Source organism: Pseudoalteromonas phenolica (genome assembly GCF_005886345.1).
In the GTDB taxonomy this organism is placed as follows: Bacteria; Pseudomonadota; Gammaproteobacteria; order Enterobacterales; family Alteromonadaceae; genus Pseudoalteromonas; species Pseudoalteromonas phenolica_A.
Genome location: NZ_PNEC01000042.1, coordinates 35,444 through 56,032, shown reverse-complemented (window position 1 = coordinate 56,032; position 20,589 = coordinate 35,444). Strand labels below are relative to the sequence as shown.

Genomic DNA, 20,589 nt, shown 5'->3' with positions numbered 1-20,589 from the left:
GAAGTAAGCGAGTTCGCTAGGATGAGTTAGTGAGCTGAAAGCCACAAGCTTTAAGTTAAAAGCGATAAGCTGAAAGTAAAAGCGCAGAACTTGATGAGGTCTGCGCTTTTTTGTTGAATGCTAGAATCTCGGTAACACCGACTTTATGTCGGGTTTTACTCTTAGTGGCTGGCCCTTGTTTTGCTAATCCCTCTTATATAGCGACTCGATTGTACTTGATTCTATTGTATGTGCATTAATCATATAGCCAGCCAATGCTCCAGAGGCATCTTCAGGCAACTCAAGCTTTTCAACAGAAAGCGCATGGACTGTAAAACGATAATGATGTATTCCATGTCCCTTAGGTGGACAAGCCCCCCCGAAACCTCTAGTGCCATAGTCGTTTTGTATTTGCATACTACCTTTTGGTAAGGTCGGTTTTTTTGTATTTCCAGCATCGGTCGCAAGTTCTCTCACCGACATTGGAATATTTACTATTTGCCAGTGCCACCACCCACTTCCAGTTGGTGCATCTGCGTCATAAGCTGTAATCGCGAAGCTTTTTGTCCCTTTCGGTATGCCAGACCACTTTAGATGCGGTGACTTATCTCCTCCTGAACAACCAAAACCATTAAATTCATGATCTTTCGACATAAACTTAGCTTCACTAATGTCTTGGCTTGTTAATGTAAGAGATCCGGCAAACACTGATGAAGAAAGAGCGAGTGATAAAACAGATAAAAATTTAAGTGAACGATGCATAGCTATTTTCTCAAGTAATTAATGTAGAGATATTGTATCTGCTCGCTCTTGCCTTTTTAGTCCATAAACCGCCAATATTTCGCCTTAACCGGTCATTTTTGTTTTTTTAAGTTCCGAAGGTGTTAAACCAAATCTAGCTTTAAAACGTTCCGAAAATCTTGATTGAGATTGATATCCACACATTTCAGCAATCAATCCTATCGAATACTTCGAAGTTTGTAGCAAATGTAACCCCTGACCTAATCTAGCCCGATCTTTAACTTCTTGAATAGATGTACCTTCAGACTTGAGCCTTCGACGCAATGTAGATTCACTCATTGCCAGATGATTACAAATATCATTTACGGTCATATCTTCGAAGTTATTTCCACAAAATATTTCATGAAGTTTATATCCAATTTTATGACTACCTAGCATTGATAAAATATCTTTATGCCCAATATGGCACAGTAATTCTAAAATTTCCCTTTTTCGTGAAGACCATAATTCTTTAGGAGCCCACAATGTGCTTTCAACAAATTGCTGTAAGCATTTCTCAAGCATCAATGTCGTTTTACCAATTGAGTAATATTTCCCGTTAAAAGTCGAATTATTAAGACCACTAAAATCCTGGGGGGAAAACTCTATTAACAATGCAAAATACGACTTTTCTTTAGGAATGTTTCTCATGTCTATTGCAGGGCTATCAGACAGAAAAATGAAGTCGCCAGCATGACAAACTATATCGTTGTTTTTTCCAAGGTATTTCTTTCCTTCGAGAACCACAATTAGTAAGGGTTTTACAATAGGAACATTTAGCAGCTTTTGCTCTTTTATTGAGCTATATATAGAAAAAGGAAGCTCTTTATTACCAGAGATAATATTCTCAACTGTGTTTATCAATTTTTCCATAGCTATCTAAGGTGTATCAAGCCTAACAGCTTATTAGTGCGCATTTCGATTTATGAAAATTATCCACAACCTAATATTTGCACGCTAATAAATTATTCATTTTCAGTAGACTATCAGTAGTTTTTTGCCCTATCAATGTAAAATTGGATTTAGATTAACGAGCCATTAAAAGACTTTTATGTAATTTTAATTTGCAATTTTTAGCATTAAATATTAACAAGTTGCTTTTTATATCTAAATAATCGAACCTTGTTCATGAACAAAAGTGGCACTTTTTCATGGAAATGTGTGCATTAAAATTATTCCAAAAAATTAGCCAAGACTCAGATTTTGGAGAGTGATGAGGTGATGTCAACGTCCGGTCCTCGCTCTTAGCCGACCTTGGTTAGTATGAATCTTTATTGTTTAGGGTGATACTTTATTGTTGTGGATGAGAATTTATTGTTCATCCACAGGGGCTGTAAGAAAGCAATAAAGTATCAAACCAAAGTTTCCCGAAAGCGCTGAATTCTTGTTGGTGATTCTGTTACTCCAAAAATAAAGTTTCATACTGAACATCTGGATATCCATACATCCAAATAAATCTTGAGTAATAAAATATCATACTGACTGGCTCAAATTTGCCACTTTCGGACTTTGGCAACGCCTTGCTAATGACCGTATAAATACTTGGCTAAATTTAGCGAGGAAGGAGCATAAGCCAAGCGTTTTGTGTCCTTTTGAGAGACTTGTTAGTTGCCAAATACTCGCGAGAGCCAACTTTTCATAATTACCACTAATTTTTCTGGTGTAACCTTATGAATCATGTGCTGACTACCCTGTATGGCGGCGACATCTGCATTGGGTTTATTCTTAATGAAATCCGCTATTCCTAGATAAGTTAACTTATTGACCTCTTCTCTGCATTGCTGATTAGGAGTCTGTACGCCTAAAAAAAAGTTATCGGTTTGCTCTGGTATATGATTAATCGCTAAAGCAGGAGCCAAAATACCAGAGTAATTGCGACCTTCTTTTTGCTCCTCAACTGCGATTTGACCTAGAGCATTGAGATCTGCAAACGGCATAAAACTGCCGTCAGCATTTTTGATTCGTTGTGTACGATAAAAGTGTTCACTATGTTCAAACATTTCTATGCTTGCAGAAGCAATGTCAGGACAAACGGCTAAGTGACTGTCCATATATTTTAGCGCTTGGAGCGCGTCGATATAGATTAACCCTTTCACTCGCTCAGGAAAATGTTTACCAAGGTAAGTAAGCTCACCGCCAGCTACGGAGTGTCCAACGAAGATAGCACTATTAATATTCATACTATCCAATACATTTATTATGTCTTTTGACAAACGTTGAAATGAAAAATTCTTTTCTCTGGTATCTGAATTCCCATGACCCGCTCTAGTTATTCCTAAAACTCTATATGAATCGGTAAATTCATGTGCAATATGCTCAAAAGTATGAGCGTTTAGTGAAAGCCCTGCTAAAAACACCAAAGCTTTATTTTCTCCCCCCCAATCGATGACTTCTAAGTTTATCTTATCATCCATTTCCACGTAGTGTATTTGATGTGTACTTCTACCTTGTAAGTCCTTTGAATATGCCATGTTCAGCATTAGCTAAAATACAAAAGAGATTAGTAAAAAGTTTTTAAACATTAAATTTCCGTTTTTAGGTTGGAGGTAACTAACGACCTGATAACAGCTTGTTAAATGCAAACTTACCTTAATAGCCCTAAAACTTCTTCGTTGTTAAAGCTAACACTTAATTGATTACAGCTTTTCGATTTTATTTGAACATCAACAAATGAATCTTCAGCTGCACTATACATTTTTGCATCCCAAGAATTCGAAGATGAATCTAACACAATACTTTTTAAAACAACTAATCCAATTGCTTTAGCATTGTTATCATGAGAAAGAACAGAAATCTCGCCTTTACTCAAATTGACAAAAAGTTTTGCAGGTTTAGATGAGTGGTTCCAAATACCCGAAATATCACATTTCCCCTTAGCCTCAGTGGTAAAAATTGTAACCACTAGAAGAAAACTTAAAACTATCAGCTTGAACATGAACATCCTTTGCATATAACAATTTAAAGTGCGCAAATCGTGCATACTTCTACCGCGCAACTGCTTACTTTTCTGATGCTACGTTTTTATCAAATTAGCTAACCATTTGCTAGCTAAGAAAATATTTAATGTCCGTTTTTCGCTCATTTGCGACGCTCGACTTAACACGTTTTGGGGCAGAAAAGAGTTACTTATTAAGCTCCTCTTTTGGCACATAAAAAATACTGGGACTATTGAGTAGGACTAAAATTGCGCTACGTTTCAAGTTAAGGTTGTTTTGCCGTCAGTTGCGGCGCTTCACTCATGCCGCGAGCTGACTTTCAAATTTCTAAACCTTAAACTCTCGCACCAAATCACTTAACTCCTGCGACATTACGCTGAGCTGCTGGCTGGCTGCGTGTGTGTGCTCCGCACCTTCCTCAGTTTGTTGCGAAACGGCTGATATACCGAGCATCTTATCTGAAATAATTGAGATGTTTTGGGTCTTCATATGTGTTGCTGTAGCAATGTCGCTGTTGGCTTGCTCGATTACTTTAACAGCAGCATCAATTTTTTTAAGCGTCTCATCACATTTCTGACTTATTACTAAACCTTCTTGCGCAGATTGTCGACATAGATCCATTTCTGTAACAGTGGCACTTACGCCTGAGTGCAATTGATTTATGATAGTTTGAATATCTTCGGTAGATTGCTGAGTGCGCATAGCCAATGTTCTAACTTCGTCAGCTACGACTGCGAAACCTCGTCCTTGCTCTCCAGCTCTAGCTGCTTCAATAGCGGCATTCAGAGCAAGCAGATTAGTTTGCTCTGCTACTTTTTGAATCACATCTAGTACTTCAGTAATCTTATTTGAACTGTATTGTAAGTCTTTGACCGTTTCAGCTGCGTTGTTAACTCTGAAGGAGACATTCTCAATGGTGATAGCGTTGTCATTGATGTGCTGTAAACCATGCTCGGTTAGTTGAGCTGCATGTTCTACATTTTCAAGTGCATGTTGCGTTTTATTAAAGACTTCTTGTGCGGACTCTTCTAAGTCTGCTACTTTTTCTTGTACTGAAGTGGTTTGAGTATGCTGCTCTATTATCCCTGTTTTAATTTGTTGAGTTACAACTGATAGTTCTTCCGCTTGTGAAGCAAGTGATAAGGTATTCTCATTAATGTTGTCTAGAACATGTCTAAACTGAGCATTACTCTCATTAAAAGCTCTACCCATTTCAGATAATTCATCATTACCTTGATGCTTTAGCTGAATCGTTAGGTCTTTTTCATTCGCAACTTGTGACATGGTACGAGTTAATTTGTTAAGGGGCCTTGTAATATTTCGAGCTACGTATTGAGAGACAATGAGTAATAACGTGATATATATTGCCATTTCAATAAGAATAGTTCGCAGGGTTTGGTAGTAATTCTCCTGAATATCAGCAAGGTAAATACCTGTGCCTACCACCCAGTTCCAGTGTGGTTGTTTCTTAACATATGAAACCTTTTCTTCTTGCTCGGTTGAACCAGGTTTTGGCCATAGATAGTTTACAAAACCTTCTCCATATTGCTCAGCGGTATCAACAAATTGCATGAAAGCATGTCGAATAAATGGTTTTGTATGCTGGGTCATAGAGTTGTCATTTAATGCAGGTTTAATAGGGTGGGCAACCATATCCCCTTTGATGTTGAAAACGAAAAAATAACCAGACTCACCAAATCGAGTGTTATTGATCAAATTCTTTGCTTGTGCCTGCTTTTGCTCAGTGGTCAGCGCTGCTGATTTCGCAATGGCATTGAGTTGAGAGCTTACAGATTCCACAAGGCTAATCGCCTTTGTTTGTCTTTCAGCTGTCATTGTGTCTTTTAATTTGTTTGCAGCGGAAAATTGGACTCCGACTATAATTGCGATAGAGATTGCAATAGAGATTCGCAGCTTATTGGCAACTTTAATTTTGCCAAGTAGGCGGTTGATGTTCAAAACAATGACCTCACATTTTGTATGTATATTGTTAATGAAATAACTGAAGCTGCGGAGTTTACCCTAAAAGGGTGCAATAATGAGATTTATTTTTATTAATGAGTTATTACATTTTCGATCTTTATATGCAAAAATCTGATAAATCATCAGTTTTTACTATTCAGTTAATGTAAATAAAAGTAAATATTGATTAGATTGATGTTTGGTGTTAATAAAAAAGTGTTAAGGCTTGAGCGGGCTATTTTAACCTTACCCAATTCATATATTGTTCGTCGGCGAGAGATAAAAGTGCATGGTCTTCTGGGGTGTCGCCATAGGTGTAAATACGTTTAAATTCCTTTAAGTTAAACATTGATTTTACCCTATCAGCCTTAGTGTGATTGCTAACGTCTCCGTTTATATACAGCCCTGTAAATTTATCATTCTGAGTCGCAAGTTCACTACAAATTAGTCCAATGCCAAGCGAATGACACCAAGGCTCTAAGTACAGGTTTATAGAGGCTGACACCACAACAACGGTATCACCTTCTTGTAAGTGCCATTGCAAACGCTCAATGGCTTGTGTGCGAAGATGTTTGGGGATCACCGTAAGCGCGTATTCTTCTCCAAGAGGGCGCAAGAAACTAATGGGTTTGTTTTTATAAGCGACAAAGCTTGCTAACTTTCGCAAAGTTGGAGCAGGGAAAAGGCCTAACTTGTAAAAGCCATATAAGGGGAGTAGTGTCAGTTTTATAAGCCAAGCGCGCTTTTTTGTCGCTGAAAACTTTAAGAATTTAGTGAACATATCGGCATCGGTTAAGGTGCCATCAAAATCAAAAAGGGCTAAGTTTTTATTACTCAACTTGTCAGTCATAAGGGCTTAACCCTTTAAATGAGCCAGCAAGTGCGGCTCTAGTTGCTTTATTAGGTTGGTGACCTTGGTTGATTGAATATCTAGAAATAACCAGCCATCAGTACCCATGATCTTTAGCTGCGATATTGTCAAATCGTTTTGTTCAGAAACTCCTCCTGACACTCTAAAAATACCTAATGGTGTATGTATGCGGCTAATTTCAAATGTTTTATTCATCTAAGATTATTAATTGAAAGAGATGACAAGAGAGAACAGGCTCAACCAAATTAACTGCGTGCCATAAGAAATACGCTGATATAGCCCGACTTTTTGTTTCTGAACATAGGCCTTTTTCATCAATATAAGGGTATAAATAGTACCGATAAGGCTCATGATTGAAAAAGCTTTAAACGCGAAACTGTTAATGGCAGATAGCGGCGCGATTAGCATGAATATGGGGGCTAGCAACAGTGAAAGCAACATAAATAAGCCCGCCCACGAATGGATGTTACAGTCACGACTCGGCGCTTTGGTATAAGGATCTGCATCCATAGGGAAAAAGCCAGCAACCCAAGTGCCTAGGCCGTGCACGACAATACATATTCCAGTAAGCTGAAGCCATATATTAGGTTCTAAGTTAAATACATACACACCAAAGAGGCAAAACAGCACACCGAGCGGGTAGTTATTGATAAGCGGAGAAAATCTTTGTGTTGGGCTACCAACGGCACCTAATTCGCTACAAAACTGCTCGCTATGATTGTAGTTTGGGTAAAGCTTTGCAGCCAAATAAACACCTAGTACCAGCCAAATTGATGCGATTAAACCCATTAAAGACATGGTTTGTTCAAGCATATGATAACTCTCCTTACTATTGAATCTTTTGCTTTGTTTGAGACTGAATAAAACCTCAAATTATAATATAACTTTAAGTTCCGAAACGCCTTGACCAATTACCATTGTGCTCAGCTAAGCAGCTTTCTTCAGAGTCGTAACTGACTACTTTAGCCACCGACTTAATTTTTATTCTCATCGTATTTAACTCTTTACTAATAAGATCAAGTAAGTATGCATTCTGTGACGAGTTTAAATAATCATTCATTTGCTCTTTTGTATCAAACACACAAATGATCTTGAGGCTATTTGGGAAATCAGAATAGTTAGCTTGGTGAGTAAGCCATTGGAAACCTTCGATATCTTTGAGGGCTGCATCACATACTTGAGTAAGCGACTCTCTAAGTTGATTATCAATCTTTTTGTCGGACTTACGCATAGTAAAATACCTGAACTGATCTATTAAATTGTTAGTCTTAGGCGGGCAGTATACAGTGAGAAAAGCCATTTGAAATCGAAATTTATAGTCGAGGCTTAACTTAGGTTTTACCTCATGACAGAAACTCGTTATGTGACTGTGAAAAATGGCAAAGCCAGAGTATGCTCGATGTAATTGCATTGCTCGGGCTATTAGATTTTTAAACGCGTTTGCACCATTTGTATCTCAACATATAAGTTTCTTTACGAGACACTTCATGATTTTCACCTATAAACGGATTTTTAAGTCATATAATTTGCGAATTAATTTGAGAGTTTTTTTGAAGTGCTGCCGACAAGATTACAATGGGTAATATACACACCAATGTGTTTATCTTTATAGTGATGGTTAAATTTGTTGATGTAGTTGATTTGTGTATTAAATCCATGGGTAGTTAACGTATTGGCTAAATCTTCAATTAATGTGAAGTCTCGAACTAGATTAGGGATCAGAATCGAATTATGAAGCATGCCATTTGGCAGTTCAGCGTCTGACTTTATGACACTTATCTGTTTAATCTCTGCTAGGGCTGAGTAAATGTTTGAGAGTTCACCTGGCGAACACTGAGGTGCAATGACATGCACTTTGCTTGTAGCTTCACAGCCTAACAAATGAGAAGTTGTTAGGCCTAAAGCTAGTATAAGAAAAGATTTTAGTCTTGAAAGAGTTAAAGCTAGTATAAGAAAAGATTTTAGTCTTGAAAGAGTCATAGCTTTGATTTTTACAAAATTAAAATTACAGTTTGCTGTTTTTGATTTCAGTTTCAACGATGATGACTTCAGTGTCGCCGATGTTTTTAACATTGTGTGTGCCGCCAGGCATATACAGAGTTTGGCCATCTTTTACAGTAATAATACGGTCAGGCTTACGGGTATCTTCAGGCGTGATGGCAAGTACGCCACCTTTGACAAAATACACAACGCGGTTTGCATAAACATGAGTATGTACGCCTGATTCACTTCCTGCAGGGTAAGTGGCTCTGATCACTTCAACGTCTGTGTTGTTGAGTAATATTTCTTTTCTCGCTTTGGTGGTCGCAAAGCACGATGTGCTAATTATTAATAGCGCGGCTAGAAGTGTGTATTTCATCATGCTGATATCATTGTTGTTTTGAGGCGTTAAATACTATGACGCATTTTTAATACCTTGCAAAGCAAGATATTAAATTACGCCTTCAATATTGTTATACATCAGATTATTAACCTATGAACTATCTTAAACTTGTTTCATGGTCTATAAGCAACTAAATGAACTTCTGAACAAAGTTGAGATGATTCGATGTTCACTATAAAGCTGCACGATATAAAATCGAACTCACATTTAGTGAGCTAGTTTGTTTTCAATTTTGACTTAAGCATTTTGAAAATATTAACGGCAGTAAATTAGCTTTATGTCCTTTAAGAAGTCTTAAGCTTTAACTTTGGAATTACTTGCTCATAAGCAGAAATAATATGTGCCACATCGTTACGTTTGCCTTTAGCAATGCGTTGGTAGTGGTTGAGTGTTTGTTTTAAATATCGTTCGGCTGCGTCGAGTTGTACATCATTGTCAGCTTGCCAAATCTGCTCACCGACCGCTGAGACGGGCTGTTGATTTTGCTTAGATGTAAGCAACATGACTTCATAATAACGTTTGTTATCTTCAACTAAAGCCTCTTGCACTAGACCTAATTTCAGGTCATTAAGCTTGGCTCTTAGCGTGAATAAATGATGCACGGGGCAAACTAAGTAATCAATGTCTAAGTTTGGATGTTGCGAACTAATGCTTGATATAAATTGCGCGGTTAAATCGCCACCCACGCCAGCAATAATGACTAAATGTCTGCCTTCATGATTTTTCAAAGGCAGATGAGACACATCTAAACAGTGAACTTGCCAGTTATGCTCAATATAAAACGCTTGCAGCTTACTTTCGAGGCTTAACATCAGCTCAGGTACAATATCGACAAAATGTACGGTTTCATCGTTTTGCTTATCTAAAAGTGCAGCGCCTAAATAACCATGATCACAGCAGCAGTCCCAAATATGATCATATTGAGGAGGCACCATAGACTCGATTAATTTTAAGCGTTTGCTGAGTTTCAAAATTTAGCCCTGACCTTAAGGTATAAGTATAAAAAACGCATTATTGTAAGGCGTTTAAAAATTTTGGCGAGCATCTCAATGATTTAATGTTAAGGTGCTCTAATAAAGTGATAATAAGGAAGTATTATGCAAGCGAGCTGTCATTGTGGTGATGTCAACATAGAGCTGTTACAACCCATTGATTTAGTTACGAGTTGTAATTGCTCAATTTGTTATAGGTATGGAGCAATTTGGGCCTATTTCTTACCTCAAAACGTCAAAATTAGTTCGGTAAAAAGCGAGACAAAAACCTACAGCCATGGTGATAAGTTAATCGACTTTCATCATTGTGTCGGTTGTGGGTGTATAACCCATTACACCCCGACTGAGTTAGGCAATGCTGACCGAATGGCTGTAAATCTAAGAATGTTTAAACGAGATATATTAGAGCAAGTCAATATTCGCTATTTTGATGGTGCAGACTCATGGGCTTTTTATGAACCAAATTCGAACCAAAAGGCACTCACTTCTTCAGTTTAGGAGTAAAGATATGTAAATTCAGAGGGTTAACAACGAAGACTTAGCCGCTATTACAAATTTAGTCGAAGCAGTCTCAAAAGTGGCTGTGCTACCGCATTTTAATGAGCAAGGTAAGCAAGAATATATTGCACGGGTGCTAACGGATATCAAAGCGACCTTCGACCACGATAACTTTGTTACTGTAAAAGCGGTATCAAACGACACCTTATTAGGCTTTGCCGCAATGAAAGCCGGAAATTACCTCACACATTTATTTGTTTCGCATCAGGTGCTAGGGCGAGGTATTGGTCAAACGTTACTGCAACACTTATTTAATTCAACTGATGCGCAAGAGATAAAGCTTCGTTCAGCAGTTAATGCCGTCGACTTTTATTTAAAACATGGTTTTGAAATAACTGAGCAAGAAGGTGAGTTTAATGGCATACGATTTGTGCCAATGTCGTTGGTAAGGCTCTAATTTATGAATGAATAAGTTTTGATAAATAAAACTCTAAGAAATCAAAACTCAATCAGGTATATTAATTTTGGTTTTGCTATGAACGATAAATAAGGCTCTGAAAAATAAATGTTCACAATGAAAAAAATAATTTTGCTACTTTTTATAGTCGCTTTAACTGGCTGTAAGACTAATAAAGGCACAAGCGTTGATTACTTTCCAATTTTGGAGTCAATGCTTAACTGCTCAAATGAAATAAAAGATATTACTTTCACTCCTACTAATTTATATGTATTTCAAGAGTCTACAGTTGGTGCTGATAGAAAGTGTCTTGACCTCAAAACTGGTAAAACTTTCTATAGCGCATTTAGTACAGATAAATCATTTAAGACAGTAACTGTCCGTGCTTTTTATAGCTTAAATGGTCCTACAGCAAGAGTGTTCTATCCAGCTGTTGCAACAGTAGAACTAAAATCTGAGAAATTAAAACCAGCGATTGTTGATGAAATTATCGACGAGTCAAATAGTAAAAACGGTTACTACCTTAAGATCACTTACATTTTTAATAAGCCTGTGAAGAACATTGTTGTTTACTCTGACAGAAGCGAGTTTGACAGTGACTATAATTACCAAGAAACACAATACTCCACAGCTATGGTGGGTTATGGCGCTTTCTCTTTCCGAATGGTAAATAATTATCCAATTAAACAAAACGCGGGTGGCCCAATTAGTATCTTTTTAGAAGATTATTACCGTAACTAAGTCATTTATCATTTAGCAGCAAGGATTAAAAAGGTATGTCAGCCATTACTGATTTGAATACACTTTTGCAAAATATGTCACCCGAATTACAAGTTGGTGAATTTGTATTTTGTACGGTAAAAAATCCGCTTTCAGAGGTTGCTTCGCTGCAACCAATTGCAACCTTTATGGAGCAAGAAGGGCTCACTGTAATTGTTGAAAAGCAACAAGCACAACGAGCAAACCTAGGATTCGATGGTGTGTTTAAACTCATCACCTTAACTGTGCATTCAAGCTTAGTGCTGTGGGGTTAACCGCTGCGGTTGCCACTAAACTGGCAGAACACGGTATTAGCGCGAATGTAGTTGCAGCTTTCTATCACGACCATATTTTTGTACAAACCGAAAAGGCAGAGCATGCTATGACTGCACTAAAAGAATTTGCCAGCAAGTAAGGCTTTGCCATGAAACCTGAAGAATTAGGCAAAGCCTATGATCAAATAACCGAGCGATGGGCCGCAGATACTTTCAACATGTCTAACGGCATTGCACAACATGAAAAAGCCATGACTTTCTCTCAAAACAGGGGAAAAGCGCTCGATATTGGCTGTGGGCGAACAGGGCGTTTCATAGAGTTGTTGTCTCAGGCTGGCTACGATGTTTCAGGGCTTGATGTCTCAGAAAAAATGCTCTCGCTTGCAAAAGAGCGACACCCGCAAATCGCTTTTGTGCACGCTGACATCTGCAGTTACGACTTACCCCATAAATATGACTTTATTACTGCGTGGGATAGTATTTGGCATATCCCTTTAAGTGAACAGCGTAATGTTATCGCTAAAATCGTCGACAGTTTAAATGCGGGTGGCGTGTTTATTTTTTCATTCGGTGGCACAGAGTCCGAAGGTGCGCATACTAACTGTGCTATGGGCCCTGAAGTTTATTACTCTTCTTTAGGCACAAATGGTTTTGTATCGTTATTAATGGAACTGGGTTGTACCATTAAGCATCTGGAGTTTGATCAATATCCTGAGTTACACACTTATATCATTGCCCAGAAATAAAGTGCCCAAAAGCAAATGGACTAGATTGAGCAGCCAAAAGTTGTATAACCTGAGCTCAGGATAATAAATCTATCTCCAGCGGCTATTTTCAACATTAACTACGTTGAATTTACTTGCAATAGACCAGCTATTGACGCGTTAATTCGCCTTGCCTACATGGATGTAGGTACCTTGGCGAAAGCAGGACGCGTGAGCGGTGTTATCCCTAAAAGTTTCCGGCTGCAGAGTTAAAAAACACTTATTAATTCATTATCAATACTTTGGTAAAGCTCTTCACCAAAGCTCAGATTATATGGACAAATAGGGTTGCTGCTTTAGATATTTTCTGAAAAAGTGAGTATATAAAAATATATCAACAGGAGTGCTCACCATGAAAACAATAGGCCTATTAGGTGGAATGAGTTGGGAGTCTACAGCAAGTTATTACAAGGCTTTGAATGAAGGGATTAAAGCTAAACTCGGCGGTTTAAATTCGGCAAAAATCAGCTTGTATAGTGTTAATTTCGACGAAATCGAACAGTTACAACACCAAGGTAAATGGGCAGATACCGCAGTGATACTGGCCGATGCCGCAAAATCAGTAGAGCGTGCTGGTGCTGACTTTTTGATGATTTGTACGAATACCATGCATAAAGTAGTGCCCGAAATAGAAGCACAGATTAACATTCCTATTCTTCATATTGCCGATGCAACAGCACAGTGTCTAGTTCAAGATGGTGTTTCAAAAGTGGGTTTGCTAGGCACTCAGTTCACCATGGAGCAAGACTTCTACAAAGGCCGTCTGAGCGATAAATTTGGCATTGAAGTGATCGTGCCTGACAAGTGTGATAGAGAAAATATTCATCATGTTATCTATGATGAGTTATGTCGCGGGATCATCAAAGCAGATTCCAAAGAGCAATACCTAAAGATTATCACCCACCTTCATGAACAAGGTGCGCAAGCAGTGATCCTAGGGTGTACTGAAATTGCATTGCTCGTAAACCAAAATAGCACTTGCATTCCTTTATATGACACCACTGATATTCATGCCCAAAAAGGCGTAGAGCTTGCCTTGCAAGGGTTATAAACTTCGCAAGTTTGTGTATATATTCACAGAAATTGGCGTATAACCTCAGGCTCAACTAGCATAAATTTAGCTCAAATTTATTCTAGGGAGTATTATGAAGCATTTATTTGTATTATTAATCAGTGTACTTTGCATTGTTTCATGTACGCATAAGTCTAAACTTTCTATTGCCGATACCATTTACATCAATGGCACCATTATCACTGCAAACGATAGGCAGCCAAGTGCTGAGGCTGTGGCAACTCAAAATGGCTTAATATTAGCAGTAGGTGACAATGAAAAAGTTTTGGAGCTTAAAGGTCAGAACACAAAAGTAATTGACTTAACAGGGCAGACTTTAACGCCAGGTTTTATTGATGCCCATAGTCATTTTGCTGGTGTAGGTACACAATCAATTGTTGCTAATCTTCTGCCTGCACCAGATGGTCCCGTAAATAATATTGCCGAACTACAAAATGCTCTGATCCGATTTCGAGACACCTCGTCTATAGTGAAAGACTATCAAGTGGTACTTGGTTTTAATTATGATGACTCTCAATTGGCAGAAAAGCGTCACCCAACCCGTCATGATCTAGATGCGGTAAGCACTGAGTTGCCTGTAGTGATAATGCATCAGTCAGGGCATATCGGTGTGTATAACAGTAAAGCCCTCGAATTAATGGGAATATCATCCGAAACGGCGGATCCGCCAGGTGGCGTTATAGAGAGAGAAGCCGATGGCAAAACGCCTAATGGCGTGCTGCAAGAAAATGCACATTTTATGGTCTTTTTTAAAATGATCCCCCAGTTTACAGCCGAAGATTTAATCCGTTTGTATAAAGCAGGTGAGCGCAGTTATGCTTCTAATGGTTTTACAACAGTACAAGATGGTAAGTCAGACTTATCAACATTGAAATTATTGCCGGAGATTGCTGCTAAAGAAGGCTTTGATATTGATATTATTTCCTATGCTGACCTCAAAGTGCTAAAAGATGCGCCTATTTTGAATAGTGATTTAATGTCTAAAACTTATCAAAACCGCTTTCGGATCGGTGGGGTAAAATTAACATTCGATGGTTCTCCTCAAGGTAAAACAGCTTGGTTCACTCAACCTTATTTAATTCCTCCTGCTGGGCAAAATCATGACTATTCCGGTTACCCTGCATTTAATGATGAAGCTGCATTAGCTTTATTACAATTGGCTTATAAAAAGAAGTGGCAGCTACTTGTTCATACCAATGGCGACGCCGCGATAGATCAGTTAATCAACCTTGTTGGTCAAATAAATCAAAAGACGCCGTTGAGCGATCATCGTACTGTCATGATCCATGGTCAATTTACACGTTACGATCAAGTTGCAAAGTTACAAGCTTTGGGAATTTTTCCAGCTTTGTACCCTATGCACACATTTTATTGGGGTGACTGGCATAGAGACTCAGTAGCAGGTCCTGAGCGGGCAAAGAATATTTCACCGACAGGTTGGTTTAAAGCCGCAAATATGCCTTTTACTATTCACTCTGATGCTCCTGTAACTTTTCCGAATTCGATGCGCTTAATCGACAGTGCCGTGAACCGTGTAACTCGCACAGGTAAGGTACTGGGTGAAAACCATAAACTTTCCCCTGTCGAGGCCATCAAAGCAATGACGATTTGGGCCGCTTATCAGCACTTTGAAGAAGATATAAAAGGGTCTATAGAGCCTGGTAAGCAAGCGGACTTTGTGGTTTTAGATAATGATCCGACGCGTATTTCGCCTCTAAAAATAAAAGACATCAAAGTGCTAATGACCATAAACGATGACAAAGTAATCTTTAAACGTACCCAGTAACGTTTTTTTCTTCCTTAAAATCCCGCAGTTCGACACAGTAAGCTTTCACTGCGGGGTTAGGTTTTCTCTCTATAATAATCAATCGCTTATTCTCAGCTATGTAAAAAGTTGCCATGAAAGCCCAGTGGTAAAAACTGGGGAAGCCAAGCGCGACAGATAGGCCCGTCACTGACATGACTGGCTTTGAAAATATTAATGCAGGTACGCTGAGAAGGTATATGCAGTGCCGTGCCGACAAGGTAACCTTTGCCCTCATGTTGTGATTTATCGACGATAATATGTTCTTCTACTAAAAAGTCTTTTCCGTACACAAAAGTATCTTGTTTGCCTGTTTCAGTATTAATGGTCCTGACGCTATCACTCCAGACATCACTTTCAACAGATGACAGCGTGACTAACATTTTGTTTTTTAACCCGGTTAGATGGTCATAGATACGTGGAAATTCACTGATCCCTGAGACCGTCTGTTGATCAGTTTTACCATTGGCATACAGGGTAAAGAAAGTCGTTTCAGCATGTCCCGCTTCTGATATTAGCCCTTTCATGATGTCGCTTAAGTAATGCAGGTTATCAACATTTGGGTAGAGGCTGGCATCAAAGCGAATATTACCCTGCGGATCTTCCCATGCATTGCCAAAATGAAATGCAAACCCTGCATTGAGGGCATATTCACGCTTAAGGGTTAAAGTATTTTTATCAACAACCAATACGCGCATTGGTAAATTTTTGTCAAACTCAACAGCATTAAAAAGGCGATGGTTTCTTCTGTCTCGTTTCAGTGAAGGCAAGATAATCAGTAGGTGTTTATCGGTTACCAAAAAGTCGTGCAGCATTCCGCCATGATAATTAGTTTTGAGAATGTTTACCTTTTGAGTAATGCCTTTATTATTTATATGATAAAGCACAATATCGCCTGTGGCTGTACTTCCGAAGTTCCATATCGTGCCATCAGGGTCAACTTTTGGATGGGCCGAAAAAGCTAACCCTTTTAAGGCGTTACCATATTTGCTGTGGGCTCCTAAATTAACTAAGCCCTTGGTCTCTAAAGTTTCTGCATCTAATGATGTGGCTGAGCCGCCTTCCCACAATGCCCATAACTCGCCATTGACTGGCAGAACATTTGTGTTTGCTGCATTTATCGTGTCAGGGCTAGTAACCGGTAAAGTATTTTCGAGTTTGCTATCAGGTGCAGAAAATAGAAACTTTCCAGCTTTCTGCTCTTGATCAAACTTATTGGTATTCACAAATTTAGCTTGGTGAGCTATGCCTTGAGATGAGAATGAAAATTGCTGGATCATGCCGTCACCTTCAAATAGATGTAAGTAGCGCTGATCTTGCCTTTGATGAATAGCGGGGCCATTGCGATAAAATGTTCCGCTAAAGTCAGATGGCAACTTTCCCTCTATTGGTAAATTTTGCGGAGCTATATTGTCTTCAAGGCCAATAAAACCGAGCAAGTTAGGCTCGCTTTTTAAAGCCTGATTAAACAGCTTGGCATTGAGTTTTAGTGGGTCGCTCTGTTCAATATTAAGTTTTGCCAAAGCAGGCAGCGGAGTAACCGCTGCTGCTGCCGTAATACCTAAGATGTTCTTAATTGCTTGCCTACGTTCCATTTTCACTTCCTTAGTAGTTGATGGTTGAAAAATTATTAACAGGTTTTTCAGCTACTTGAAATGACATTTGCTGATAGTTTGGTGGTCCAAAATTAACTTTGGCGTTGTTTGAAAAGCCATAGCCTTCTGTTGGTAATCCAAATAAATTGGTGTCTATATCGCCGTTATTGTTTTCGTCATGAAAATAGCGAATGGCGTAATCACCGGCTTCTACATCATTAAAAGTAACCTTGATAGAACCTTCTTTTGCCTTAACAATAACGGCATTGTAGGCCTTGCCTGCATTGTAGTTTTCTTCACCTTTAAATAGCTGAACGTATAATTTTCCTTGGTTATGTTTAATCGCCTGAATATCGAATTGCACCGTCTGTGCTGAAACAGGTACTATTACACAGGCAAGTGTCAAAGCTGAAAGTTGTAATAAACGCATAAGTCATTCCTTATTAAATAAATGGTGTTGAGTGCGTATCAGAACGCGATGGAGAAACAATAAAGTCGCTTTGCTGATGTCTCAACATGGCTTTCGTCAGCTGTACTGAAAACTTCGTAAAAACAACTAAAAAGACAGGTGTTCAATTGGCGAATCGTGAAATAAACCAAAAAAAACAAGAGTTAATAAAAAAATGGTATGTTAAGGATATACTTTCAGACAGCCTGGTTGTTGTTGCTTTTGTTATCTTTTTAACTTTTGTTCGTCCTTTTGGCATGCATGAAATTGCATTTTGGTATGCGGGCATTTTTTGGCTAATTATGTGCTTTAGCGGCTATGTAATTTATTCTCCGACTATTTACTTTTTATCAAAGTGGTTAAGCAATTCATTACCCGAGTCTTTAAATAATGCTGCAGTGCGATTACTGGTTTCAACTTGTGTGGCCAGTGGCATTATGGCACTGTTTGCTCCTTTTATTATTAATCTCTTTTTTGGTTCATTTCAGAATTACTGGCAGTCATTACCCATGTCATTTTTGGCTTGTTTTTTCATTGGTGGCTTTATGTCAGGGGTGAGCTTTATTAAAACTATGCTGTTTCAGCAGCGTCAGCAATTACAGCAAAATACAGAGCAGCTTGCTCAGCAAAATGAGCAAGTAGAGAGCATTCAAAAACAGCCAGCTCTGGCGCTGATCAATGAGTTGCCGCTTGATAAAAGGGGGCAGTTGATTTGTTTACAAATGGACGACCACTACCTCAATATCATGACTGATAAAGGCGACCACCTTTTATTAATGCGATTTAAAGATGCACTTACTAAACTCGAAAGTTACGACGGATTTCAAACTCACCGTTCTTGGTGGGTGGCAAAAGATGCGGTAGCGAGCAGTAAAAAAGAAGGTCGGAAGCTGATCTTAGTAATGAGCAATGGCACTGAAGTACCCGTATCACAGACTTACCTAGCAAATACTAAATCAGTGTTAGGAATTAAATAGCTTCCAGCAAAATGAAATGCATGTTAATAACGAGATTACACGGCCATGATCACAGGTTTAAATCATATAACGATAGCAGTCAGTAATTTAGCTCAATCACTTGAATTTTATAGAGATATTTTAGGGTTTAAAGCGCATGTAAAGTGGCTAGGTGGCGCTTATTTATCTGTTGGCGACATGTGGTTTTGTTTGTCATGTGATGAACCTTCTCCTGCGCAAGATTATACCCATATTGCATTCTCAATCAGTGAAGAAGACTTTCATCGATTTTCAGAGAGGGTTTTAGCTCAAGGAGTAAATGTTTGGAAAAAGAACAAAAGCGAAGGGTTATCGCTTTATATTTTAGACCCTGATGGTCATAAACTTGAACTACATTCAGGGTCTTTATCAAGTCGACTTGAGTCATTAAAAGAAAAGCCATATCCAGAGCTGGAATGGCTTTAAACTTGATGACATTAAAGGCTGCAAGCACTGCGTTGAGGTAAAAATATCAACTTAGTGTGCTGCAATCTCTTTACATAGATATTATTCAAAATCTAGAGCGGCTAATTGAATGGTTTGACTTGGTACTGATTTCCCTTGTAAGAACTGCACCACCTTTTCACCGATCTTCGGACTGGTCATATACACATTGTGACCGCCACCTTCTACGGTTAACACACTGCCATTTTTGAAACCTTTAGCCAGTTCCACTTGGCTTTGATAAAGGGTTCTGCCATCGAAAGTACCCGCCACAAATAAACTTGGAATAGTACTGTTGGTGATCTCTTGTCTGAAGTTATCACCCAAATCATCGACAGGTACTAAGTCGTTAATATCAGGATAAGGGAAATTGGTGGTTCTGCCGACCAATGATGTTTTCGCTTCTTGCAGCACTTGTTGCCAACGAGCTTTGTCGATACCAGATGCCGAATCCATTGCCACTGACATTGGGTTGTAGCTACCCGCTCTTGATTTTATAGTGCCTACATAAGTGCCAATTTCGGCAAAGTTACCCGCTTTCATATCGGCTACAATTCTAGGTAGTTTTGCTAGGTGTTGCGGGTCAACTAAAAACACATAACTAAGCGTAAACTGTATATCTACATCACTGATGCCGACTTTTACAAGCTTTTTGCTGCCCATAATACGCGTAGTAACAATTTGAGGTTCGGCTTTAAGCTTCTGCATCACTTGGCTTAAGTCCGCTTTTAGATTTGGATATTTCTTTTTAGTGTCTTCACGACTTGCTAATAAATCACTGATTTGCGTAATCAGGTCGTCTACTCGTTGCGGAGATTTAATGGTATGGCTGAGCCCTTCTAATGACGCAAGTACCATTTTATCGATTATTTGAGGGTGGTATTTTGCTGTGGTAAATGCCAGGTGACTACCATAGCTAATGCCCCATAAGTTTATCTTTTCTGAGCCTAGTGCTTTACTCAAAGCAACTAAATCAGCGGCGCTCTCTTTGGTATTGTAGCCAGACAGGTCAATTCCCATCTCTTGCCATTGAGTTACGCAATCTTTGATGTCTTTTCTGACTTGTGTGACCGCCTCTTGCCAAATGGTAGGTGAAGCCAAATCAGGCTGAGTGCCAGCGCACCTTCTGTTTTGATTTGATAACCCCGTACCACGTTGATCAAATAAGATGACATCTGATACTTGCGTCAGTTGCTTAAACATTTCAAAACGCTTTCTTTTTGCTGTGCCAGTGGCACTGCCACCCGGTCCGCCTGACAGGTAAACAATTGGATTACCCGGGTTTTTGCTGGTGGTTGGAAATTTCACAAAGGTTAATTCAAGTTGTTTACCATTAGGTTTTGCTCTGTTTTCAGGTACTATAAATGTCCCTTTTTTAGCTGCAACTTTTTGCCCTTGATATCCAACGTACTCATAGTCGCTTAAAGGTACAGTCGCATGCGCAGTTTGACAGGTAATAATACTGGCAATAGACAAGGCTAATAGGTTTTTGATCACGGTTTTCATAATTGACTCCTTAACGTTGTGAAGCCATTTAGCCACGTGTATGAGGCTTAGTGAGGGAATATTTCATCA

The 20,589-nt window shown here is 38.8% G+C and carries 23 protein-coding genes and 1 pseudogene; 9 read left to right on the top strand and 15 right to left on the bottom strand.

Features of this window, described 5'->3' with window-relative positions; translation table 11 throughout:
- Nucleotides 1–183: 183 nt before the first annotated feature.
- The 12 genes from CWB72_RS14395 to CWB72_RS14340 all read right to left on the bottom strand — a co-directional run bounded on the left by CWB72_RS14395 (nucleotide 184) and on the right by CWB72_RS14340 (nucleotide 9,882).
- Complete coding sequence (locus tag CWB72_RS14395; protein WP_138632691.1) at nucleotides 184–741, bottom strand: YbhB/YbcL family Raf kinase inhibitor-like protein; 558 nt, start codon at nucleotides 739–741, stop codon at nucleotides 184–186.
- Nucleotides 742–825: 84 nt separating this feature from the next.
- Nucleotides 826–1,632: a helix-turn-helix transcriptional regulator gene (locus CWB72_RS14390; protein WP_138632688.1), complete on the bottom strand. Its 807-nt coding sequence runs from the start codon at nucleotides 1,630–1,632 to the stop codon at nucleotides 826–828.
- A 731-nt stretch (nucleotides 1,633–2,363) separates the two neighbouring features.
- Nucleotides 2,364–3,173, bottom strand: a complete 810-nt coding sequence (locus CWB72_RS14385; protein ID WP_171037313.1) for an alpha/beta fold hydrolase — start codon at nucleotides 3,171–3,173, stop codon at nucleotides 2,364–2,366.
- 170 nt (nucleotides 3,174–3,343) lie between these two features.
- Nucleotides 3,344–3,694: a hypothetical protein gene (locus CWB72_RS14380; protein WP_138632681.1), complete on the bottom strand. Its 351-nt coding sequence runs from the start codon at nucleotides 3,692–3,694 to the stop codon at nucleotides 3,344–3,346.
- Nucleotides 3,695–4,022: 328 nt separating this feature from the next.
- Entirely contained in the window at nucleotides 4,023–5,654 is a 1,632-nt protein-coding gene (locus tag CWB72_RS14375; protein WP_138632678.1) for a methyl-accepting chemotaxis protein, read from the bottom strand.
- 238 nt (nucleotides 5,655–5,892) lie between these two features.
- Nucleotides 5,893–6,507, bottom strand: a complete 615-nt coding sequence (locus CWB72_RS14370; protein WP_138632675.1) for an HAD-IB family hydrolase — start codon at nucleotides 6,505–6,507, stop codon at nucleotides 5,893–5,895.
- 6 nt (nucleotides 6,508–6,513) lie between these two features.
- Nucleotides 6,514–6,723, bottom strand: coding sequence for a hypothetical protein (locus tag CWB72_RS14365; protein WP_138632672.1), 210 nt, complete (start codon nucleotides 6,721–6,723; stop codon nucleotides 6,514–6,516).
- Between the two features lie 9 nt (nucleotides 6,724–6,732).
- Nucleotides 6,733–7,341, bottom strand: coding sequence for a DUF998 domain-containing protein (locus tag CWB72_RS14360; RefSeq protein WP_138632669.1), 609 nt, complete (start codon nucleotides 7,339–7,341; stop codon nucleotides 6,733–6,735).
- A gap of 73 nt (nucleotides 7,342–7,414) precedes the next feature.
- Nucleotides 7,415–7,759 carry a Fis family transcriptional regulator gene (locus CWB72_RS14355; RefSeq protein ID WP_138632666.1) on the bottom strand — a complete coding sequence of 115 codons (345 nt, stop codon included), beginning with the start codon at nucleotides 7,757–7,759 and terminating at the stop codon, nucleotides 7,415–7,417.
- A gap of 302 nt (nucleotides 7,760–8,061) precedes the next feature.
- Nucleotides 8,062–8,382 (bottom strand): hypothetical protein, encoded by a 321-nt coding sequence (locus CWB72_RS14350; protein ID WP_138632663.1) that lies wholly within the window; start codon nucleotides 8,380–8,382, stop codon nucleotides 8,062–8,064.
- Nucleotides 8,383–8,533: 151 nt separating this feature from the next.
- The gene (locus CWB72_RS14345) at nucleotides 8,534–8,890 is read right to left on the bottom strand and encodes a cupin domain-containing protein (protein WP_138632660.1); all 357 of its coding nucleotides are present in this window, start codon (nucleotides 8,888–8,890) and stop codon (nucleotides 8,534–8,536) included.
- 305 nt (nucleotides 8,891–9,195) lie between these two features.
- Nucleotides 9,196–9,882 carry a tRNA (adenine(22)-N(1))-methyltransferase gene (locus tag CWB72_RS14340; protein WP_138632657.1) on the bottom strand — a complete coding sequence of 229 codons (687 nt, stop codon included), beginning with the start codon at nucleotides 9,880–9,882 and terminating at the stop codon, nucleotides 9,196–9,198.
- A 126-nt stretch (nucleotides 9,883–10,008) separates the two neighbouring features.
- Here CWB72_RS14340 and CWB72_RS14335 point away from each other — a divergent pair, with 126 nt between their 5' ends.
- From CWB72_RS14335 to CWB72_RS14305, 7 genes and pseudogenes are all read left to right on the top strand, one after another.
- The gene (locus CWB72_RS14335; protein WP_252371562.1) at nucleotides 10,009–10,401 is read left to right on the top strand and encodes a GFA family protein; all 393 of its coding nucleotides are present in this window, start codon (nucleotides 10,009–10,011) and stop codon (nucleotides 10,399–10,401) included.
- A gap of 79 nt (nucleotides 10,402–10,480) precedes the next feature.
- Nucleotides 10,481–10,858 carry a GNAT family N-acetyltransferase gene (locus tag CWB72_RS14330; protein ID WP_212747896.1) on the top strand — a complete coding sequence of 126 codons (378 nt, stop codon included), beginning with the start codon at nucleotides 10,481–10,483 and terminating at the stop codon, nucleotides 10,856–10,858.
- A gap of 117 nt (nucleotides 10,859–10,975) precedes the next feature.
- Nucleotides 10,976–11,599, top strand: coding sequence for a hypothetical protein (locus tag CWB72_RS14325; RefSeq protein ID WP_138632651.1), 624 nt, complete (start codon nucleotides 10,976–10,978; stop codon nucleotides 11,597–11,599).
- 35 nt (nucleotides 11,600–11,634) lie between these two features.
- A pseudogene (locus CWB72_RS14320) lies at nucleotides 11,635–12,032 on the top strand (ACT domain-containing protein).
- 9 nt (nucleotides 12,033–12,041) lie between these two features.
- Nucleotides 12,042–12,638, top strand: coding sequence for a class I SAM-dependent DNA methyltransferase (locus CWB72_RS14315; protein ID WP_138632648.1), 597 nt, complete (start codon nucleotides 12,042–12,044; stop codon nucleotides 12,636–12,638).
- Between the two features lie 370 nt (nucleotides 12,639–13,008).
- Entirely contained in the window at nucleotides 13,009–13,707 is a 699-nt protein-coding gene (locus CWB72_RS14310) for an aspartate/glutamate racemase family protein (RefSeq protein ID WP_138632645.1), read from the top strand.
- A 94-nt stretch (nucleotides 13,708–13,801) separates the two neighbouring features.
- A complete protein-coding gene (locus CWB72_RS14305; RefSeq protein WP_138632642.1) occupies nucleotides 13,802–15,514 on the top strand; it encodes an amidohydrolase in 1,713 nt (570 codons plus the stop codon).
- Nucleotides 15,515–15,606: 92 nt separating this feature from the next.
- Here the strand turns inward: CWB72_RS14305 and CWB72_RS14300 are convergent, their stop codons facing one another.
- Both CWB72_RS14300 and CWB72_RS14295 read right to left on the bottom strand, forming a co-directional pair.
- Nucleotides 15,607–17,127, bottom strand: a complete 1,521-nt coding sequence (locus CWB72_RS14300) for a carotenoid oxygenase family protein (protein WP_138632639.1) — start codon at nucleotides 17,125–17,127, stop codon at nucleotides 15,607–15,609.
- Nucleotides 17,128–17,137: 10 nt separating this feature from the next.
- Complete coding sequence (locus CWB72_RS14295) at nucleotides 17,138–17,557, bottom strand: DUF2141 domain-containing protein (protein WP_130255994.1); 420 nt, start codon at nucleotides 17,555–17,557, stop codon at nucleotides 17,138–17,140.
- Between the two features lie 86 nt (nucleotides 17,558–17,643).
- Here CWB72_RS14295 and CWB72_RS14290 point away from each other — a divergent pair, with 86 nt between their 5' ends.
- Together CWB72_RS14290 and fos are read left to right on the top strand one after the other, a co-directional pair.
- Nucleotides 17,644–18,552 (top strand): LytTR family DNA-binding domain-containing protein, encoded by a 909-nt coding sequence (locus tag CWB72_RS14290; protein ID WP_138632636.1) that lies wholly within the window; start codon nucleotides 17,644–17,646, stop codon nucleotides 18,550–18,552.
- Nucleotides 18,553–18,597: 45 nt separating this feature from the next.
- The gene (fos, locus tag CWB72_RS14285) at nucleotides 18,598–18,996 is read left to right on the top strand and encodes a fosfomycin resistance glutathione transferase (RefSeq protein ID WP_138632633.1); all 399 of its coding nucleotides are present in this window, start codon (nucleotides 18,598–18,600) and stop codon (nucleotides 18,994–18,996) included.
- Nucleotides 18,997–19,077: 81 nt separating this feature from the next.
- Here the strand turns inward: fos and CWB72_RS14280 are convergent, their stop codons facing one another.
- Nucleotides 19,078–20,520 (bottom strand): alpha/beta hydrolase, encoded by a 1,443-nt coding sequence (locus CWB72_RS14280; RefSeq protein WP_138632630.1) that lies wholly within the window; start codon nucleotides 20,518–20,520, stop codon nucleotides 19,078–19,080.
- Between the last annotated feature and the right edge of the window lie 69 nt (nucleotides 20,521–20,589).

Coding starts and splice junctions, on each gene's coding strand:
- CWB72_RS14300 (WP_138632639.1), bottom strand. CDS start 17,127: ATGGAACGTAGGCAAGCAATTAAGAACATCTTAGGTATTACGGCAGCA.
- CWB72_RS14355 (WP_138632666.1), bottom strand. CDS start 7,759: ATGCGTAAGTCCGACAAAAAGATTGATAATCAACTTAGAGAGTCGCTT.
- CWB72_RS14305 (WP_138632642.1), top strand. CDS start 13,802: ATGAAGCATTTATTTGTATTATTAATCAGTGTACTTTGCATTGTTTCA.
- CWB72_RS14365 (WP_138632672.1), bottom strand. CDS start 6,723: ATGAATAAAACATTTGAAATTAGCCGCATACATACACCATTAGGTATT.
- CWB72_RS14295 (WP_130255994.1), bottom strand. CDS start 17,557: ATGCGTTTATTACAACTTTCAGCTTTGACACTTGCCTGTGTAATAGTA.
- CWB72_RS14325 (WP_138632651.1), top strand. CDS start 10,976: ATGAAAAAAATAATTTTGCTACTTTTTATAGTCGCTTTAACTGGCTGT.
- CWB72_RS14360 (WP_138632669.1), bottom strand. CDS start 7,341: ATGCTTGAACAAACCATGTCTTTAATGGGTTTAATCGCATCAATTTGG.
- fos (WP_138632633.1), top strand. CDS start 18,598: ATGATCACAGGTTTAAATCATATAACGATAGCAGTCAGTAATTTAGCT.
- CWB72_RS14280 (WP_138632630.1), bottom strand. CDS start 20,520: ATGAAAACCGTGATCAAAAACCTATTAGCCTTGTCTATTGCCAGTATT.
- CWB72_RS14310 (WP_138632645.1), top strand. CDS start 13,009: ATGAAAACAATAGGCCTATTAGGTGGAATGAGTTGGGAGTCTACAGCA.
- CWB72_RS14370 (WP_138632675.1), bottom strand. CDS start 6,507: ATGACTGACAAGTTGAGTAATAAAAACTTAGCCCTTTTTGATTTTGAT.
- CWB72_RS14390 (WP_138632688.1), bottom strand. CDS start 1,632: ATGGAAAAATTGATAAACACAGTTGAGAATATTATCTCTGGTAATAAA.
- CWB72_RS14395 (WP_138632691.1), bottom strand. CDS start 741: ATGCATCGTTCACTTAAATTTTTATCTGTTTTATCACTCGCTCTTTCT.
- CWB72_RS14380 (WP_138632681.1), bottom strand. CDS start 3,694: ATGTTCAAGCTGATAGTTTTAAGTTTTCTTCTAGTGGTTACAATTTTT.
- CWB72_RS14385 (WP_171037313.1), bottom strand. CDS start 3,173: ATGGATGATAAGATAAACTTAGAAGTCATCGATTGGGGGGGAGAAAAT.
- CWB72_RS14315 (WP_138632648.1), top strand. CDS start 12,042: ATGAAACCTGAAGAATTAGGCAAAGCCTATGATCAAATAACCGAGCGA.
- CWB72_RS14345 (WP_138632660.1), bottom strand. CDS start 8,890: ATGATGAAATACACACTTCTAGCCGCGCTATTAATAATTAGCACATCG.
- CWB72_RS14290 (WP_138632636.1), top strand. CDS start 17,644: ATGGCTTTCGTCAGCTGTACTGAAAACTTCGTAAAAACAACTAAAAAG.
- CWB72_RS14335 (WP_252371562.1), top strand. CDS start 10,009: ATGCAAGCGAGCTGTCATTGTGGTGATGTCAACATAGAGCTGTTACAA.